The sequence below is a fragment of the Ferrovibrio sp. genome, assembly GCF_046297595.1.
Taxonomy (GTDB): domain Bacteria; phylum Pseudomonadota; class Alphaproteobacteria; order Ferrovibrionales; family Ferrovibrionaceae; genus Ferrovibrio.
The window spans coordinates 1-16,920 of sequence record NZ_JBKBHT010000002.1 but is presented as its reverse complement, the minus strand read 5'-3'; the positions used below and the strand labels follow the sequence as shown (position 1 = coordinate 16,920).

Here is a 16,920-nt window from a genome sequence, read left to right as displayed (position 1 = left end):
CATGTCGGAAACCCTGCCCGCGCTGGTGCGGCCGATCACCCAGGAGGACGCGGATTCCTATCGCGACTGCCTCGACCGCGTGGCGCGCGAGCGGCTTTATATCGCCTTCACCGAGGCGCCCTCGGCGGCCGAGGCGCGCTTCTACGTGAAAGCGATGCTTCAGCGGAACCTGCCTTTTGTGGTCTCTGTGGATGCCGAAAACAGGGTGGTCGGCTGGTGCAACATCCATGTCGCGCCCGATAATCCGCTGCGGCCCGGATTCCAGCATGTCGGCACGCTGGGCATGGGCCTGGACGAAGCCTATCGTGGCAAGGGCCTGGGCACACGCATGATGCAGGCCTGTTTCGACTGGTCCGGCCGTATCGGACTGGAACGCATCGACCTGCAGGTCTATGCCAGCAACACGGGCGCCATCGCGCTCTATCGCAAATTCGGCTTCGTTACCGAGGGCACGCGCATCCGCGCCCGCAAGCTGGACAACCATTACGACGACATCGTGCTGATGGCGCGCCTGCGGCCGCCGCAAGGATGAGCCCATGCTGACCAGATCGCCCTATTACACGCCCGACCACGAGGCCTTCCGCGATCAGGTGCGCCGTTTCGTGGCGAAAGAGATCGAGCCCTTCGCCGATCAGTGGGACGAGGCCGGCGAGTTCCCGCGCGAGCTGTATAAAAAAGCTTCCGCAATCGGCCTGCTGGGGCTGAACTTCCCGGAAGCCTATGGCGGCATCGCGGCCGACCGCTTTTATGCCATCATCGCCGGCCAGGAACTGGCGCGCGCCGGTTCGGGCGGCGTGGCCGCTTCGCTGATGAGTCACACCATCGGTGCGCCGCCGGTCGCCAAGCTGGGCTCCGATGCCCTGAAGGAAAAGGTGCTGCGCCCCGTGCTGGCCGGCGAAAAGATTTCCGCACTCGCCATCACCGAGCCGGGCGGCGGTTCGGATGTCGCCAACCTGAAGACCACGGCGAAGAAGGACGGCGATCATTACATCGTGCGCGGCGAGAAGACCTTCATCACCTCCGGCATGCGCGCCGATTTTTACACCGTGGCGGTGCGCACCGGCGGGCCGGGCATGGGCGGCATCTCGCTCTTGCTGATCGAACGCGACACGCCGGGCTTCACCCGAACGCCGCTTAAAAAAATGGGCTGGTGGGCCTCGGATACCGCGACGTTGCATTTCGACGATTGCCGCGTGCCGGCCGCCAATCTGATCGGGGCCGAAAACCAGGGCTTCATGGGCATCATGCTCAACTTCAACGACGAGCGGCTCGGCCTGGCGGCATCCTCCATCGCCTTCGCGCGCACGGCCTATGAGGAAGCCCTCGACTACGCCAAACTGCGCGAGACCTTCGGCAAGCCGATCATCCGGCACCAGGTGATCCGCCACAAGCTGGTCGACATGGCGCAGCGCATCGAGGCATCTCAGGCTTTCCTGGAGCGCATCGCCTGGGCGCTGGACCAGGGCGAACACCCGATCCCCGAATTGTGCATGCTGAAGAACCAGGCCACCCAGACCATGGCCTTCTGCGCCTCGGAAGCCGTGCAGATCCTGGGCGGCGCCGGCTTCATGCGCGGCGCCAAGTCCGAGCGCATCTACCGCGAGGTGAAGGTGAACGCCATCGGCGGCGGCACGGAAGAGATCATGAAGGATCTCGCCAGCCGCCAGATGGGATGGTGAAAGGCGGCCCGGATTGTCACCCGACAATTCGGGGCTGGCCTTGATCGCCTGACAAGCCTAGAAAATGGGCAGCCTTTTCGCCGCAAATCAGGTCCGCCGCCCCATGCAGATGTCAGACATTCCCTTTGGTACCACCGACTGGTCGAGCATCGAGCCGACGCAGCACAAGGGCGAGACAGGCAGCGCTACCTGGCGCACCCGCAATTTCGGCCCCATCCGCGTGCGCCGCGTCGACTACACGCCCAACTACCTGGCCGACCACTGGTGCGTGAAGGGGCATATCCTGTTTGTGCTGGAAGGCGAACTGGTGACCGAGCTGGAGGATGGCCGCGTGTTCACGCTGAAGGCCGGGCAGTCCTATCAGGTGGCCGACAATGCCGAGCCGCATCGCTCGCGCACGGGTGCGGCCGGTGCGAAACTCTTCATCGTCGACTGACGCCCGCGTGACTCCGGCATGAACCGCGAAAGTGTGATCGAATCGCCCTATGCCTGGCTGCGGCTGGGCGCGGCCGTGGCTTTGAGCACCATCGGCGGAGTCGGCATGTGGTCCATCGTCGTGGCGTTGCCCGCCGTGCAGGCCGAATTCGGCGTCACGCGCGGCAGCGCTTCGCTGCCCTATACCCTGACCATGGTCGGCTTCATGACCGGCACGGTGCTGATGGGCCGCCTGGCCGATCGTTTCGGCATCATGGTGCCCATGCTGCTTGGCACGGTGATGCTCAGCATCGGTTATGTCGTCACGTCATTGGCCGGCGGCATCACCAGCTTCGCCATCCTCTACGGGCTGCTGATCGGGCTGCTCGGCGGTTCGGCCATGTTCGCACCTTTGCTGGCCGATACCTCGCTGTGGTTCGACCGGAGGCGCGGGCTTGCCATCGGGCTCTGCGCCAGCGGCAATTATTTCGCCGGTACGCTCTGGCCCCCGGTGATCGAGCATTTCATCGCCGAGATCGGCTGGCGCGAGACTCATGTCTGGATCGGCGTCTTCTGCCTGGTCACCATGCTGCCGCTGGCGCTGGTGCTGCGCCGCCGTCCGCCGGTGCAGGCCGCGCCGCCCGCCGCCGTGAACGGCGCGGCGGCCTTCGGCACGCGGCCGCTGGGCCTGCCGCCCAACCTGGTGCAGGGCCTTCTGGTGGTGGCGGGCATGGGCTGCTGCGTCGCCATGTCGATGCCGCAGGTGCATATCGTGGCCTATTGCGTCGACCTGGGTTACGGCCCCGCGCGCGGTGCCGAGATGCTGTCGCTGATGCTGGGTTTCGGCATCGTCAGCCGTCTGGCTTCCGGCTGGATCCTGGACCGCATCGGCGGCCTGGCGACGCTGCTGCTGGGCGCGACGCTGCAGGGTATCGCGCTCGCCTTCTATCTACCTTTTGACGGTCTGGCCTCGCTTTACATCATCTCGGCGATGTTCGGTCTGGTGCAGGGCGGTATCGTGCCGAGTTACGCCTTCATCATCCGCGAACTGTTTCCGGCCAGCCAGGCCGGTTTCCGCGTCAGCCTCGCCATCTCGGCCACCATGGCCGGCATGGCTTTGGGCGGTTGGCTCTCGGGCGCGATCTTCGATCTGACGGGGTCTTACAAGGCGGCGCTGCTGAACGGCATCGCCTGGAACATCCTGAACGTGACGATCACGGCCTTCCTGCTGCGCCGCATGCTGCGGCAGGAGAAGCTGGCGACGGCTGCGGCCTGATCAGGCGGCTTCGCTGCGCTGCGCGACCTCGGGCGGCGGATCGAGCAGCCATTCGGCATGGCTGGCATGCTCGCCGCTGGTAGCCGGGCGGATCATCTGGAAAAAGTCCGGCAGGCTGAAGGGATAGCTCGGGAAGGTCTGGCCAGCCAGCGCCATGGTGATCTGGCCATACTGCGCCAGCGGCAGATAGAGCCGGCAGGTCTTGGCGGTGATCTCGGGCGCGATGCGGAACAGGCTCTCGACATAAACGGGTCTGGCGTGGTCGCGCATGCGGCCATAAAGGTCCTGCAGCAGGTCGCGGTAATGCGGGCCCGACACCTCGTCGAGATAACGCCCGGTGAAATCCTCGCCGTAGCGGTCGCTGATCGCGGTGCCGATCAGGCGGTAGCGGACGCGCGGGCGGGGGCCATGCAGTTCCACCAGCAGCAGATGCGGCAGCAGGCTGCGCGGCATGTCGAGCGGATCGATGTCGCGCCGCTCCGGCACCACACGGCCGTGGCGGCGGCTCAGCCAGTATTCGTAGAGGGTTTGCAGCAGCGGATCGGGCAGGACAGAAAGCGACATCGTAAGCATCGGTTCAGGGTCGGATAACACAACTGAACCGATTATGCGTTACGGCCTTGTTATTTTAGAAGTTAAGAACCGATAAGCAGGCGAGGGCCACCTGCGGCATCCTGCCGCAGCAGGGAGCCGCATTGCCCGCAGGCCCGCAGCCCCATGGCGCCCTGACATATTCCGCAACACAGCGTCACATCGCCGACATCGGCTACAGGCCCAGGCCTGCTACACGAACGGCCGGCGGGTAGAGATATGCGCGCTTCGTGCGCCAGCCTGCCGCGGAAGGATGCTGCGTGTCGGGAAGACCGGATGCAAAACGAGGCCTGGCGGCGCGACCGTTGCGCCTCTATGCCGTGGAGGTCGCGATGGTCGGCATGGTCGCCGCCCTGCTGATCCGCTATGTCGACCTGCCGCTGGCATTGCGGCTGTCCGGCGTCCAGGCCGGTGCAGCCGAGCTCGGCGCATTGCTGAAGGCGATCCACTATCTGGGCCGTGGCGAATATTATATGGCCGTCGCGTTGCCGGCGCTGCTGCTGGGCGGCTGGCTGGTGCGGCAGGGATCGCGGGCCATGCAGGGCTGGTCGTTGCTGCGGGCCGGCGTATTGGTCGCGGGCACGCTGGCGCTGGGCCATTTGCTGGTCTTCCTGCTTAAGCAGGTTTTCGCAAGGCTGCGGCCGTCTGAACTGGCGCGGGGCGGTGGGTATGGATTCGCCGACCCGTTCAGTGGCGAGCCTTTCACGTCGCTGCCGTCATCGCATGCCTTCACGGCCTTTGCCATGGCGGCGGTGTTCTCAAGGCTGCAGCCGGAACTGCGCGCGGTGTTCTTCGGTGCCGCCCTGCTGGTGGCGGTGCAGCGCATGCTGACGCAGCACCACTTCCTGTCCGACATCTTCGTCAGCCTGTTCCTGGCGCTGATGGTGAGTGAGGCCGTGCATGCCGCCTGGCATCGGTTCGGTCGGCCGATCCTCGCCAGGCGGTTGTCATACTAGGTCAAGCCGGATCAGGCCAAGCTGCATCAAGCCAGGCCGGCGCGCCCTGTCTTGCCGTTGCCCAGCATCTGCTGGCTGGTGGTATCCGGCCGTTCGTCGGCGCGCAGGCGCGTCGCGGTCAGCTCGCCGGCCTGCTCCAGGATCGGATAGGCCACGGCTTGAATACGGTCTTATGATAATTTGAAGCGCCTTTCGTTCGATATGATTCTTCTTTTAGGATGAGGTGTTATCAAAAATCTTGGGGGAGTCATGTTTTCAGCTGAACTGCGTCAGCACTGGGTTGGCCAAGGCTTGTTTCACAGTGGGCTTATTGATTTCAACAATAAATTCTTCCGCTATGTATACGATTGTGGAGCGTATAAGAAGAAAAATATACGACGAACCTATCCTGCGTATTTGCGCGTAAATCCCTCCAAAAAACTTGATGCGCTTTTCATTTCACATCTCGATAGCGACCATGTGAATGGTCTCGGCGAGCTTCTCAAACACACGAGGGGAGCGCGCCATGTATTTTTGCCATATATCCCGAGAAAGGTGCGCCAGGTCATGGCCTTGCAGGAGTACGAGAGGCTGAATGCTGCGGGGGCAGACATGGCGGACTACGGAGACTACTGGACTTTTATGCAGAACCCGCTCGATTGGTTCGATGAGCGAGGGCGCGCTGATGAGGTTATATTTCTTATGAGGCGAGCGGAGGGTGATGGCAAGACAGGTGACACTCCTGCGAAAACGCCCCCTGATTCTGCTTCCAAGAAATCAAGGCTTCCGGAGTTTATAATTCCGGAAAACGGAATAGTACCAGATGAAATACTGAAGGAGGTTTCTGACGGGAAGCCAGAGAATGCAAAGGCAAAGTGGTTGAATGGAAGGCAAGTTTTAGAAGTGCGCTTCACCGAAGAGTACCGTTGGCTATTTGCATTGTTTTATGACGACAATTTCGAGATAGCGGAGAATATATACACAGCCATTGCTAATATCCTGCACGATAGAAAAAAGGAGGATTGGGAAAGTGGAAAAATGAAGGTTGAAGATATGTTGAAGCTTGACTTGAAAGAAGTAAGGCAGGCTTTTCAGTCAGTACTGGAAAAGAATCCCCCGTCTGTTGAAAGTGGTTGCGACAGGAGCCCGATGAATTATGGCTCTCTCTGCCTGTTCTCCGGCTGCAGGATTTCTCACGCAGCTGTAAAAGAACCGCCGTCCAGCACTGCAGGTAATCCCTTATATGGCCGAAAACAATACTGGCTGATTCACGATGGAATGAGTTCAGCCCATGAGAGAATGTTGGGGTTGCTGAATCCCGTTTTGTCCGGCTGGCTCCTGACGGGAGACAGCGTGCTGTCGGATGAAAATTATCGGAAAGAATTTATAGAGTGGTACAAGAATGTTGGTAGTAAGCATAACCTCCTGGCGGCAACGCACACATTCACCGTGCCACATCACGGATCAAAGAAAAACTTTGATGGAGAGGCCTTGAGCGAACTTGCAGCGGCTGGCTTATCGATGGGGCAATGCGTAGCGGTCATCCCCGCAGGAAACTGGAATCCCTCCAAATGGGGGCACCCTAATACTGAAGTTCTGCAGGCGCTGAATGAGAAGAATATTTCATGGGTGCACATGCATGAGTACAGAGGGAGTGATTACATTACCATATTGAGGGCTTTTTAAGTCTCAAGCCAGGCCGGCGCGCCCTGTCTTGCCGTTGCCCAGCATCTGCTGGCTGGTGGTATCCGGCCGTTCGTCGGCGCGCAGGCGCGTCGCGGTCAGCTCGCCGGCCTGCTCCAGGATCGGATAGGCCACGGCGGTGAGGTGGCTGTTGATCCTTTTTAAGTCGCGGATGATGTCGAGATGGATCGAGCTGGTCTCGATGCTCTCGGCGCGGCCCTCGCGGATGCGCTGGTAATGGCTTTCGGCCGCCAGCTGCTCGGCGGCGCGCAGATCGGCCTTTTCCTGCAGCAGCTGGCGCGCCAGCTTCACATCGCCCGACATGAACAGGTTGCAGGCCATCTGCAGGTTGGCGGCCACGCGATGGTGGAAACCGGTCAGCTCGGCCAGGCCTTCCTTGCTGAAAGCCAGTTTGTTCTTGATCTTCTTCTGCGCCAGCTCCATCAGGTTCTTGTCGATGATGTCGCCGATATGCTCGAGATTCGTGGTGAAGGTCAGCACGTCGACATACCGGCGGCTCTCAGGCCCATCCAGGCCCTGCTTGCTGATCTCGGTGAGATACAGCTTGATCGCCTCGTGCAGGCCATCCACGGTGTCGTCGGCCTGTTCCACGGCCTTGGCCAGCTTGGCGTCGTCGCGACTGAACACCGTCATGGTGTCGTCCAGCATACGTGCTACCGAGTCGCTCAGGCGTAGGGTCTCTCGTGCCGCCGCCGCCAGCGCCACGCTGGGGGTCTCCAGCGCCGACTTGTCCAGATAACGCGGTTTCGCCGCATTCTCGGCCGCCGGCGGATCGGGCAGCAGGCGGCGCGCCAGCTTTTCCAGCGGCGTGACGAGGGGCAGGAAAACCAGCGCCAGCGCCAGGTTGAAGGCCGTGTGCGCGTTCACCGTCAGGCGCACCGCATCGTCGCTGAGATAGCCCAGCCAGTGCGGCAGCTGTGCCAGGAAGGGCAGCACGGCCAGCGTGGCGATCACGCGGGCGATCAGGTTGGCGAGCTGGGCGCGGCGCGCGGCCGGCGGCTGGCCCGAGCTGGCCACCAGCGGCGAGATCGCGGTGCCGAGGTTGGCGCCCACCACCAGCGCGATGGCCAGCGTGGCATCCACCGTGCCGGCCTTGGCCAGCGAGGCCGCCAGCAGCACGGTGGCGAGGCTGGCATGGGACAGCCAGGTGAGCAGGGCGAAGATCAGCACGCCCAGCAGCGGCTCGCGTTCCAGCGGCTGCAGCACGATGGCCAGCCCCGGCGCGTCGCGCATCGGCGTGGAGGCCGCCGTGATCATGTCCAGCGACAGCAGGATCAGGCCAAGGCCGATCAGCAGGCGGCCGACATGGCGCGGCATGCCGCTTTCGGAGGCGAAGAAGCCGATCACGCCGAGGATGATGGCAAGCGGCCCGAGCCAGTGCAGGTCGAGCGAAAGATACTGCGCGGTGATCGAGGTGCCGATGCCCGCGCCCAGCAGCACGGCAATCGCCGCGCCGCCGATGATCAGGCCGCGCCCGGCAAAGGACGACACGATCATCGCCGTCGCCGTGCTGGATTGCAGCAGGGCCGTGACGCCGATGCCGGCGAGGAAAGCCGAGAAGCGGTTGCGCAGCGCGCCGCTCATGTAGCGTCGCAGCTGGGCGCCGAAGGCGCGCGTCATGCCAGTGCGCACCATGCGCACGCCCCACAGCAGCAGGGCGATGCCGGCCGCCAGGTTGAGCAGAAGTTCGGTCGCGCCGGGATTTGCACTCATCATCGCGTTGCCCCCCACCAGTGGCGCGACATCGAAGCGGGGGGCCGGCCCTCGCCGTGGGCGCCGTCAGGGTCAGGATCAGGATCGCGGAAAACAGCCATTTATTTGAAATCCAGTCGGACAGCAGGGTTATTATTACAGAATCATTACACCTATATGACAGCGGGTCCAAGGGCTTTTGCCGAGGGAATAAATACCGATCTGGAGTGCAGTCAGTTTTGGACACCTTGCAGTTCGTGCTGAACAAAATTGCACTCATTTTTGAACAGCGGGATTTAGGGCGGCGTCCTCTTAACTTCGAGCCGATCAGTTAGTTCTCGCTGTTGGCTGGATCCGGCAATTAATTGCTTGCTGGCTTTGGTGCCAATCCCTGTGATGTTTTCCTCGCCTTGGAGGGATCATCATGTTGCTAGCCATGGCCGCTGCCGCCGTACAGCCCGACCTGTCGGGAGCGGATGCGCCAAATGAGGTGATCCTCCGCAACAATGGCTCTACGCTGGAGCTGCGGTTCGCCGACAGCGCCAGCATCGAAGCCGACGCTGGCGCCCTTCGGGCCGCCTGCCGCTGTGCCTGGTGTACCAAGGCCAGGGTCGAGGGCGCGTTTCCCGGTGGCTTTTCCGGCCTGAGCATAACGCAGATCAGGCCCATCGGAACCTATGCGGTGAACCTGCATTTCTCCGACGGCCATGATCGCGGCGTATTCCCTTGGTCCTACATGCGCCAGCTTTCCCAGCCTGACACCTGAACCGAGCGGCAATTCAACCGGCGCGGCAACTAATTGCTTATCTCAGCAGCAGCTCTGCACGAAGCTGACGCCAGCCCCAGACAATAACGGTGCCAGCAATGACTGCCTTTGAGAACAAGACCGAAATCGTGGAAACCGACCTTCTGGTCATCGGCGGCGGCACGGCGGGGCCGATGGCCGCGATCAAGGCCAAGGAGCGCAACCCGAAACTGCGCGTCTTCCTGATGGAGAAAGCGAACGTCAAGCGCAGTGGCGCGATCAGCATGGGCATGGATGGCCTGAACAACGCCGTGATCCCCGGCTATGCCACGCCCGAGCAGTATGTGAAGGAAATCACCATCGCCAACGATGGCATCGTTCACCAGAAAGCCATTCTGGCCTATGCCAACGGCAGCTACGAGATGATCCAGTATCTGGATTCGCTCGGCGTGAAATTCGAAAAGGACGGGTCCGGGGAATACAACGTCCGCAAGGTGCACCATATGGGCACCTACGTGCTGCCGATGCCGGAAGGGCATCATGTCAAGAAGGTGCTGTACCGCCAGCTGCGCCGCCTACAGGTGGTGATCAGCAACCGCTACATCTCCACCCGCCTGCTGACCGACCGCGATGGGCGGGTATCGGGCGCGGTTGGCGTCAACACGCGCACCGGGGAATTCCTGATCGTGCGCGCCAAGGCGGTGATCCTGGCCAGCGGCGCTGCCGGCCGTCTGGGCCTGCCCAGCTCGGGCTACCTGTTCGGTACCTACGAAAATGCAGCGAATTGCGGCGATGGCTATGCCATGGCCTATCATGCTGGCGCCGAACTGGCCAATCTCGAATGCTTCCAGATCAATCCGCTTATCAAGGACTATAACGGCCCGGCCTGCGCCTATGTGACCGGCCCCTTCGGTGGCTACACCGCCAACAACAAGGGCCAGCGTTTCATCGAGTGCGATTATTGGAGCGGCCAGATGATGATGGAATTCTGGCGCGAGCTGCAGAGCGGCAACGGCCCGGTCTTCCTGAAGATCGACCATCTGGCTGAGGAAACCATTAGCGAGATAGAGACGATCCTGCACACCAACGAGCGACCGACGCGCGGCCGTTTCCATGAGCGGCGCGGCACCAACTACCGCAGCCGCATGATCGAGATGCACATCTCCGAGATCGGCTTCTGCGGCGGGCACAGCGCATCCGGCGTCTGGGTCGATGAATCCGCCAAGACGACGGTGCCCGGCCTTTATGCCGCCGGCGATATGGCCAGCGTGGCACATAACTACATGCTCGGTGCCTTCGTGAATGGCGGCATCGCCGGGCGCGACGCGGCCGATTACTGCGCCGAGATCGACCTGCCCGGCTATGACGAAGCTTTCGTCGCCGCCGAGCAGGCGCGCGTCATGGCGCCGACCAAACTGGAAGACGGACTCACGCCGCACGAGATGGAATACAAGACCCGCCGCATGGTGAATGACTACCTGCAGCCGCCGAAGGTCACGGCGAAGATCCAGATCGGCCAGGAGCGCTTTGCGGAAATCCGCGAGGACTTGAGCCAGCTGATGGCGCGCGACCCGCATGAACTTCTGCGCGCCCTGGAAGTGCACTCGATTCTGGACTGCGCCGACATGGCCGCCGCCGCCTCTCTGTTCCGCACGGAAAGCCGCTGGGGCCTGTATCATTATCGCGTCGATCACCCGGAGACTGATAACGAAAACTGGTTCTGCCACTCGGCCCTGTACAAGGATGCCAGCGGCAACATGGCGCATCGCAAGCGCGCGGTCGATCCGTATGTCGTTCCTATCGACGACACCGAGAAGGATGCCTATCACCGCCTGCGCGTGAAGGCCGAGGCTGCCGAGTAATCAGAAAAATACCGATCAGGAGCCCCCCATGCCGATAGCCAATCATGCCACCAGTGTCCCGGTCGTTGTGGATGACGAGAAATGCATCGCCCACAAGGGATGCCGGGTCTGTATCGATGTCTGCCCGCTCGACGTGCTCGCCATCGATGAAAGTCGCGGCAAGGCTTACATGAAATACGACGAATGCTGGTATTGCATGCCGTGCGAGGCGGATTGCCCCACCGGCGCGGTCAAGGTCAATATTCCCTATCTTCTTCGGTGAGGCGGCGATGGCGGCGCAATTCGAGACTTTCAGCGACGGCATCGACGACCTTCGCCTGCGTTGCCAGAGCGACGATGCCGGCATCCGGCGCGTGGCCATGCTCGAGCTGAGCGAATCCTTTGATCCCGAGGCGATCAACTTGCTGATCGGTGGCCTGGCCGACGGCGACGCCGGCGTGCGCGAAGCGGCTGCCAAGTCGCTCGACGAACATGATGGCCCGGAGGTTGTCCGCGCCCTGGTCGTGGCGCTTGAAGATTCCGTGCCCGCCGTGCGTTCCGCCGCTGCCGAGTCGCTCGCGGAAAAGAAGGAATGCGGTTGTAACGACCTGCTGATCGAACGCTCCGGTCATGCCGATCCCTTCGTGCGTTCGGCCGCATTGCGTGCCCTGCGTCAGCTGCGTGACCCCGAGGCAATGGCCGCCTCGCTGCGCGCCTTGCAGGATCCGGTACCGGAAGTGCGGCGAGAGGCGCTGGGCGTGCTGGGTTATCTGAAGGCGGAAGAGGCGCTGCCGGCCCTGATGAATGCGGCGCAGGACAGCGACCCGACCGTGCGCAGGACGGCGATGGCCGCTCTGGTCTTCAGCAAATCCGGCAGTCATGGTGCGACCTCGCTGATCAAGGGGTTGTCCGACGGCCATTGGCAGGTCCGCGAGGAGGCGGCCGCGTCCATCGGCAAGGCCCGGCTGGACGAAGCCGTGCCCGCCCTGATCGGCTGCATGGCGGATGAATACTGGCAGGTCAGGGCCAAGGCGGCGAACGCACTTGGCCGACTGAAGGCGCCGCAGGCCATCGGCGTGCTGGGACAGGCATTGCAGCACAGCATCAGCAACCTGCGGAAGGAAGCTGCCGCTGCTCTCGGAGAGATCGGCGATGCCGAAGCTGTTCCCGCTCTGAATGCAGCGGCGAATGATCCTGACCCGGACGTTCGCAAGCTTGTCCGCTGGGCCCTGGATCGCTGCGCCGCCTAGACGCGGTGGCAGCGCCGCGTGGCATGCCATTTGCTACTTCCTGAGACAGGCCGCGCGGCGCCCAGATGCGCGGCACTGTCCGCGCCGCGGAGGCCAGACATGCAGGAAGGTACCAGCTCCATTCCATTTCCCCGGTCTGTCAGCCATCGCTCAGACCAGGCTGACCCCGATACTTCGTCCTCGGCCCTGATACTGGCAGAGAACCAGACTGTTATCGGGAAGCTTCCCTCCCTGCTCGCCCATCTATCTGCGCGTGAGCGCGAGATCGTTCTCTCGCACGGGCGGCGAAAGGTCTATTACAAGGGGGCGACCCTGTTCAATCAGGGCACGCCGCATGACGGAATCTACCTCATCGAGAGCGGGCGCATCCGCGTTTTCTACATCTCGCCCTCGGGGCGCGAGATCACGCTGGCTTACTGGTATCCGGGTAATTTCGTTGGCGGGCCCGAGGTTTTCGGCACCGGCCTGCATAGCTGGACCGGCGTTGCGGCCAGCAACAGCAGCGCCGTCTGGCTTCCCGGCAAGCAGCTGAAGGCACTGATCACCGAAATTCCCGCACTGGCCATCGGCATCATCGAAGGGCTGGCATTCAAGGGAAAATGCTATTCCACCATGGCCCAGATGCTGGGCACGCGCTCGGCCACCGAGCGCCTGGTGCATCTCCTGCTGCATCTCACGGATACCTACGGCATCCCAGACGAGGCTGGCATATTTATCGGCGCAGCTTTCACCCATGCAGATTTCGCCCACATGGTTGGCGCCACCCGGCAATGGGTCACGATATTCCTGAAACGCCTGCAGAATGACGGCATCATCCAGTGCCGGAAGAGCCAGATCGTGGTCCGTGACCGGACGGCTCTGGCAGCAATGCAGAATGTCCAAACCTAGCCGCACGGCGCTGCCTAAAAAAGCATGCGCGCCACCGGGCATTTGCCGATTTTATGCCCAGCATAAAATTTGCGGCAATTAATCAACCCAAATTGCATGACGATGTTTGTCGAGCGGTCTCCGGCACCCGAGGATGACGAAAACGGGGGAAACGGCCGCAGAAAAAACCGGAGACAGCGGAGGTGGACATGAAAAGAATTGGCGTACTTCGTGGCGGACTGTACCTGGCGGCAATTCTCGGCGTGGCATACGGCACGCCGGCAACTGCGCAGACCACGCTTACAGTCGGCATCGGCACCCAGGATACGACGACGAACACGGCTACGGCTGGCGTGGTGATCCGAGAGCTCAAACTGATGGAAAAGTATCTGCCGAAGACCGGCAAATACGCCAATATGCAAATCAAGCTCGACTGGCAGAATTTCACGTCCGGCCCGCCGGTCACCAACGGCATGATGGCCAACAAACTGCATATCGGCGCAATGGGCGATTACCCGCTTGTCGTCAATGGCTATACCTTCCAGAGCAATCCCGAAAGCAAAAGCCAGCTTATCGCCGTTGCCGCCTACAATATCCACGGTTCCGGCAACGGCGTGGTGGTGCACAAGGATTCCAGTTACTACGAACTGAAGGATCTAAAGGGCAAGGTGCTCAGCGTGCCCTTCGGCTCCGCGGCCCACGGCATGGTATTAAAGGCGATCCAGGATCACGGCTGGCCGCAGGACTACTTCAAGCTGGTCAGCCAGAGCCCTGAGGTCGGCACGACGAACCTGCAGGAAAAGAAGATCGACGCGCATGCCGACTTCGTGCCCTTCGCTGAGCTTCTGCCGTTCCGCGGTTTTGCCCGCAAGATCTTCGACGGCGTCGAAACCAATGCCCCGACCTGGCATGGCGTGGTCGTGCGTACCGACTTCGCCGAGAAGTATCCTGAAATCGTGGTTGCCTACATCAAGGCGCTGATCGAGGCGAATTCCTGGGTGAAGGCGAACCCGAAGCTGGCGGCGGAAAAGATCGCCGAGTGGACCGGCATCGAAAAGGAAGTCGTGTACGTCTTCCTCGGCCCCAGCGGCATCATGACCATGGATCCCAGCATCAAGCCCGAGCTCGTCAAGGATGCGGGCGATGATGCGCGGGTGCTGCAGAATATGGGCCGGATGAAGGAATTCGATGTCGACAAATGGGCCAACGACAAATACCTGCGCCAGGCCTATGCGGAGCTGAAGCTGGATTACGACCGGCAGAAGGCCGACTACACGAATTATGAAATCTCCGGCGAGGACAGCTTCTGCAAGAAGCCGATCGTGAACCCCCGCAAGTCCGGCGAGATATGGACCGAGGAAGGGATCAAGGTGTTCAGCAGCGCGGCCTGCATGTTCGGCGGACTTCTGCAGTATCAGAAAGCCGGCAAGAAGGCGGCTGTGGCCTATCTCTTCGACGACGTGCGCGGCATCAAGATCTTTGCCGATCAGGCCTTCTACGTGATGACCGGAAAGGCCGGCGGTATCGAACTGGTGCCGTTCCTGCTGAAGAAGGATGCCGAAGCCTATGCTGCCAAGAGCAGCGGCAAGGTGGTGATGTACGGCGACGCTCTCAAGGCCGTGGCGGCAGGGGGCTGAGCGGATGCATGGTAATGCAGTCAGAGTAGTTCGCGACGGGGTGGCCGAAAGGGCCGCCCCGGACGCGGCCGAGACTATTCCTCCGGTACCAGTGCCGCTCTCGCCACTGCAAAAGGCCCTGCGCCTGCTGCGCTATTACCGACCTCAGTTGCGTGCGGTCGTCATCGGCCTGATTGCGATCGCCCTGTCGATCCTGGCATGGCACCTGCTGACCCATTATCGCGTCAACATCTATGTCCGTTTCATCAACGTGCCATCGCCGGACCAGGTGCTGGAGCGCGCGGTGCTGGCTTTCAGCGGGCCGCAATATATCGAGCATATGCTGATCAGCATGAGACGCATCCTGATTGGCTTTGCGATCGCCACGGTGGTTGCTGTGCCGCTCGGCCTGCTGATGGGGCGTTTCCTGGTCCTGAAAGAGATTATCTTTCCAGTCACCGAGGTGGTGCGGCCGATCCCGGCCATCGCCTGGGTGCCGATGTCGATCATGCTCTGGCCCAACAACGAGGAGAGCATCGTCTTCATCACCTTCCTGGGTTCCTTCTTCCCGATCTTGATCAACACCCTGCACGGCATGGTTACCGTCGATCCGGTTCTGGTGCGCGCCGCCAAATGCCTGGGCGCAAATGAGGTCGCCATATTCCGCGAGGTCTATTTCCCGTCGTCGCTGCCGCAGATTTTCACCGGCCTCACGGTGGGCATGGGCGTGGCCTGGGTTTCGCTGATCGCGGCCGAGATGATCTCGGGCCAGTTCGGCATCGGGTACTTCACATGGGAAGCCTATTCTCTGGTGCAGTATTCCGACATTGCACTGGGGATGATCAGCATCGGTGCCCTCGGCCTGCTGTCCAGCGGGGCCATCCGCCTGGTGGGGCGCATGGTCATGCCTTGGCTGGCTGGCCGGTAAGGAGGGGCAAATGGACACTGCCAAGCTTGGTCACATAGAAGTCCGGAATTTCGGTCTGCGCTATGAAACGCTGAAAGATTCGGTCGAGGCCGTGCAGTCGACCGACATCACGGTTCGTCCGGGCGAGTTCGTCTCGATCATCGGCCCGTCCGGCTGCGGCAAGTCGACGCTGCTGAACGCGGTCGCCGGATTCCTCAGGCCCAGCGCAGGAACAGTGGCGGTCGATGGCGAGCCGGTGCTGGCCCCCAGTGCCGATCGCGGCATTGTGTTCCAGCAGTATTCGCTGTTTCCCTGGAAGACGGTCAGGGAGAATGTCGAATTCGGTCTCAAGATGCAGGGCATGAGCCGACTCGAACGCGAGCGTGCATCGCGGACGCTGCTGAGCCTTGCCGGCCTTCTGGCGTTCGAAAACCACTATCCCGACAAACTGTCCGGCGGCATGAAACAGCGCGTCGGCATCGTGCGGGCCCTGGCCACCAGCCCGAAGGTTCTGCTGCTGGACGAACCTTTCGGCGCGCTGGATGCGCAGACCCGCAGCATCATGCAGCAGATCCTGACCAACATGTGGCAGCATCTGAAGATTTCAGTCCTCTTCGTCACCCATGATATCGACGAGGCCATCTTCCTGTCTGACCGCATCTACGTCATGACCGCGCGGCCGGGGCGCATCAAGGCCGAAATCGTGGTGCCGCTGGATCGTCCGCGCGATGCATCGGTCGCCATGTCATCGGAATTTCTCGCCCTGCGCCGTGGCCTGATGGCGCAAATCCGGGAGGAAAGCCTGAAGGCGATGGGCGGCGAGATCAATGATGTCGCCCTGCAGGGTCTGAGCATAGACCTGCATCGCGAAACCCTCACGGGCCAGCATCACTAACTTCAGGATACGAACCATGACCTACGTTGTCACGGAAGCCTGCATCCGCTGCAAATTCATGGATTGCGTCGAGGTCTGCCCGGTCGATTGTTTCTACGAGGGCGAGACGATGCTCGTCATCGATCCTGCGCAATGCATCGACTGCGGCGTCTGCGAGCCGGAATGCCCGGCCGAGGCCATCCTGCCCGACACCAGTCCGGAGGCCGGCAAATGGCTGGCGCTGAATACCGAGATGGCCGCGCGCTGGCCGAACATCACCAGCAAGGGGCAGCCGCCGGCGGATGCCGAAGCATGGCGCGGCGTGGAAGGGAAGTATGACCAGTATTTCGCCGCCGATCATGGCGCCAAGGTCGATTGAGGAAGTGGCGATGAATGTCATGTCCCCCGCGGCGCCCTCGCATCCGCTGCTGAAGCCCGGCGGCAACCTGCGCGAGGAGACGGTGACCTATGTGCATCACTGGACCGACACGCTGTTCACCTTCCGCACGACGCGCGACCCGAGCTTCCG

General features: G+C 61.9%; 18 protein-coding genes. 15 read left to right on the top strand and 3 right to left on the bottom strand.

What is annotated here, in order from left to right; genetic code table 11:
* Position 1: 1 nt before the first annotated feature.
* The 4 genes from ACK4FJ_RS05760 (at position 2) to ACK4FJ_RS05745 (ending at position 3,369) form a co-directional block, all read left to right on the top strand.
* Positions 2-532: an N-acetyltransferase family protein gene (locus tag ACK4FJ_RS05760; RefSeq protein ID WP_409764896.1), complete on the top strand. Its 531-nt coding sequence runs from the start codon at positions 2-4 to the stop codon at positions 530-532.
* A gap of 4 nt (positions 533-536) precedes the next feature.
* Positions 537-1,679 (top strand): acyl-CoA dehydrogenase family protein, encoded by a 1,143-nt coding sequence (locus tag ACK4FJ_RS05755; protein ID WP_409764895.1) that lies wholly within the window; start codon positions 537-539, stop codon positions 1,677-1,679.
* 103 nt (positions 1,680-1,782) lie between these two features.
* Positions 1,783-2,115, top strand: a complete 333-nt coding sequence (locus ACK4FJ_RS05750) for a DHCW motif cupin fold protein (protein ID WP_409764894.1) — start codon at positions 1,783-1,785, stop codon at positions 2,113-2,115.
* 18 nt (positions 2,116-2,133) lie between these two features.
* Complete coding sequence (locus ACK4FJ_RS05745; protein ID WP_409764893.1) at positions 2,134-3,369, top strand: MFS transporter; 1,236 nt, start codon at positions 2,134-2,136, stop codon at positions 3,367-3,369.
* On the opposite strand, the gene ACK4FJ_RS05740 is transcribed toward ACK4FJ_RS05745, so the two are convergent.
* Complete coding sequence (locus ACK4FJ_RS05740) at positions 3,370-3,933, bottom strand: PAS domain-containing protein (RefSeq protein WP_409764892.1); 564 nt, start codon at positions 3,931-3,933, stop codon at positions 3,370-3,372.
* A gap of 287 nt (positions 3,934-4,220) precedes the next feature.
* On the opposite strand from ACK4FJ_RS05740, the gene ACK4FJ_RS05735 reads away from it, so the two are divergent.
* Positions 4,221-4,916 (top strand): phosphatase PAP2 family protein, encoded by a 696-nt coding sequence (locus ACK4FJ_RS05735; RefSeq protein WP_409764891.1) that lies wholly within the window; start codon positions 4,221-4,223, stop codon positions 4,914-4,916.
* Between the two features lie 26 nt (positions 4,917-4,942).
* On the opposite strand, the gene ACK4FJ_RS05730 is transcribed toward ACK4FJ_RS05735, so the two are convergent.
* The gene (locus tag ACK4FJ_RS05730; protein ID WP_409764890.1) at positions 4,943-5,071 is read right to left on the bottom strand and encodes a hypothetical protein; all 129 of its coding nucleotides are present in this window, start codon (positions 5,069-5,071) and stop codon (positions 4,943-4,945) included.
* Between the two features lie 94 nt (positions 5,072-5,165).
* Between ACK4FJ_RS05730 and ACK4FJ_RS05725 the strand changes: the two genes are divergently transcribed.
* Complete coding sequence (locus ACK4FJ_RS05725) at positions 5,166-6,581, top strand: MBL fold metallo-hydrolase (RefSeq protein ID WP_409764889.1); 1,416 nt, start codon at positions 5,166-5,168, stop codon at positions 6,579-6,581.
* 3 nt (positions 6,582-6,584) lie between these two features.
* Here ACK4FJ_RS05725 and ACK4FJ_RS05720 read toward each other — a convergent pair whose 3' ends face one another.
* The gene (locus tag ACK4FJ_RS05720; protein WP_409764888.1) at positions 6,585-8,315 is read right to left on the bottom strand and encodes a Na/Pi cotransporter family protein; all 1,731 of its coding nucleotides are present in this window, start codon (positions 8,313-8,315) and stop codon (positions 6,585-6,587) included.
* 400 nt (positions 8,316-8,715) lie between these two features.
* Here ACK4FJ_RS05720 and ACK4FJ_RS05715 point away from each other — a divergent pair, with 400 nt between their 5' ends.
* The 9 genes from ACK4FJ_RS05715 (at position 8,716) to fdxA (ending at position 16,770) form a co-directional block, all read left to right on the top strand.
* On the top strand, positions 8,716-9,057 hold the full coding sequence (locus ACK4FJ_RS05715) for a gamma-butyrobetaine hydroxylase-like domain-containing protein (protein WP_409764887.1): 342 nt from the start codon (positions 8,716-8,718) through the stop codon (positions 9,055-9,057).
* Positions 9,058-9,155: 98 nt separating this feature from the next.
* Complete coding sequence (locus ACK4FJ_RS05710; RefSeq protein ID WP_409764886.1) at positions 9,156-10,898, top strand: fumarate reductase/succinate dehydrogenase flavoprotein subunit; 1,743 nt, start codon at positions 9,156-9,158, stop codon at positions 10,896-10,898.
* A gap of 28 nt (positions 10,899-10,926) precedes the next feature.
* Positions 10,927-11,160, top strand: coding sequence for a ferredoxin family protein (locus ACK4FJ_RS05705; protein ID WP_409745635.1), 234 nt, complete (start codon positions 10,927-10,929; stop codon positions 11,158-11,160).
* Positions 11,161-11,167: 7 nt separating this feature from the next.
* Positions 11,168-12,127 (top strand): HEAT repeat domain-containing protein, encoded by a 960-nt coding sequence (locus ACK4FJ_RS05700; protein WP_409764885.1) that lies wholly within the window; start codon positions 11,168-11,170, stop codon positions 12,125-12,127.
* 99 nt (positions 12,128-12,226) lie between these two features.
* Positions 12,227-13,015, top strand: a complete 789-nt coding sequence (locus tag ACK4FJ_RS05695; protein ID WP_409764884.1) for a Crp/Fnr family transcriptional regulator — start codon at positions 12,227-12,229, stop codon at positions 13,013-13,015.
* Between the two features lie 188 nt (positions 13,016-13,203).
* Positions 13,204-14,631, top strand: a complete 1,428-nt coding sequence (locus tag ACK4FJ_RS05690) for an ABC transporter substrate-binding protein (RefSeq protein ID WP_409764883.1) — start codon at positions 13,204-13,206, stop codon at positions 14,629-14,631.
* A 91-nt stretch (positions 14,632-14,722) separates the two neighbouring features.
* Complete coding sequence (locus ACK4FJ_RS05685) at positions 14,723-15,538, top strand: ABC transporter permease (RefSeq protein WP_409764882.1); 816 nt, start codon at positions 14,723-14,725, stop codon at positions 15,536-15,538.
* Positions 15,539-15,548: 10 nt separating this feature from the next.
* Positions 15,549-16,412: an ABC transporter ATP-binding protein gene (locus tag ACK4FJ_RS05680; protein ID WP_409764881.1), complete on the top strand. Its 864-nt coding sequence runs from the start codon at positions 15,549-15,551 to the stop codon at positions 16,410-16,412.
* A 16-nt stretch (positions 16,413-16,428) separates the two neighbouring features.
* Complete coding sequence (gene fdxA / locus ACK4FJ_RS05675; RefSeq protein ID WP_409764880.1) at positions 16,429-16,770, top strand: ferredoxin FdxA; 342 nt, start codon at positions 16,429-16,431, stop codon at positions 16,768-16,770.
* Positions 16,771-16,920: the final 150 nt, after the last annotated feature.

Excerpts from the sequence above, each read along its gene's own strand:
- ACK4FJ_RS05760 (WP_409764896.1), top strand. The coding sequence starts at position 2 with ATGTCGGAAACCCTGCCCGCGCTGGTGCGGCCGATCACCCAGGAGGAC.
- ACK4FJ_RS05755 (WP_409764895.1), top strand. The coding sequence starts at position 537 with ATGCTGACCAGATCGCCCTATTACACGCCCGACCACGAGGCCTTCCGC.
- ACK4FJ_RS05750 (WP_409764894.1), top strand. The coding sequence starts at position 1,783 with ATGCAGATGTCAGACATTCCCTTTGGTACCACCGACTGGTCGAGCATC.
- ACK4FJ_RS05745 (WP_409764893.1), top strand. The coding sequence starts at position 2,134 with ATGAACCGCGAAAGTGTGATCGAATCGCCCTATGCCTGGCTGCGGCTG.
- ACK4FJ_RS05740 (WP_409764892.1), bottom strand. The coding sequence starts at position 3,933 with ATGTCGCTTTCTGTCCTGCCCGATCCGCTGCTGCAAACCCTCTACGAA.
- ACK4FJ_RS05725 (WP_409764889.1), top strand. The coding sequence starts at position 5,166 with ATGTTTTCAGCTGAACTGCGTCAGCACTGGGTTGGCCAAGGCTTGTTT.
- ACK4FJ_RS05720 (WP_409764888.1), bottom strand. The coding sequence starts at position 8,315 with ATGATGAGTGCAAATCCCGGCGCGACCGAACTTCTGCTCAACCTGGCG.
- ACK4FJ_RS05715 (WP_409764887.1), top strand. The coding sequence starts at position 8,716 with ATGTTGCTAGCCATGGCCGCTGCCGCCGTACAGCCCGACCTGTCGGGA.
- ACK4FJ_RS05710 (WP_409764886.1), top strand. The coding sequence starts at position 9,156 with ATGACTGCCTTTGAGAACAAGACCGAAATCGTGGAAACCGACCTTCTG.
- ACK4FJ_RS05705 (WP_409745635.1), top strand. The coding sequence starts at position 10,927 with ATGCCGATAGCCAATCATGCCACCAGTGTCCCGGTCGTTGTGGATGAC.
- ACK4FJ_RS05700 (WP_409764885.1), top strand. The coding sequence starts at position 11,168 with ATGGCGGCGCAATTCGAGACTTTCAGCGACGGCATCGACGACCTTCGC.
- ACK4FJ_RS05695 (WP_409764884.1), top strand. The coding sequence starts at position 12,227 with ATGCAGGAAGGTACCAGCTCCATTCCATTTCCCCGGTCTGTCAGCCAT.
- ACK4FJ_RS05690 (WP_409764883.1), top strand. The coding sequence starts at position 13,204 with ATGAAAAGAATTGGCGTACTTCGTGGCGGACTGTACCTGGCGGCAATT.
- ACK4FJ_RS05680 (WP_409764881.1), top strand. The coding sequence starts at position 15,549 with ATGGACACTGCCAAGCTTGGTCACATAGAAGTCCGGAATTTCGGTCTG.
- fdxA (WP_409764880.1), top strand. The coding sequence starts at position 16,429 with ATGACCTACGTTGTCACGGAAGCCTGCATCCGCTGCAAATTCATGGAT.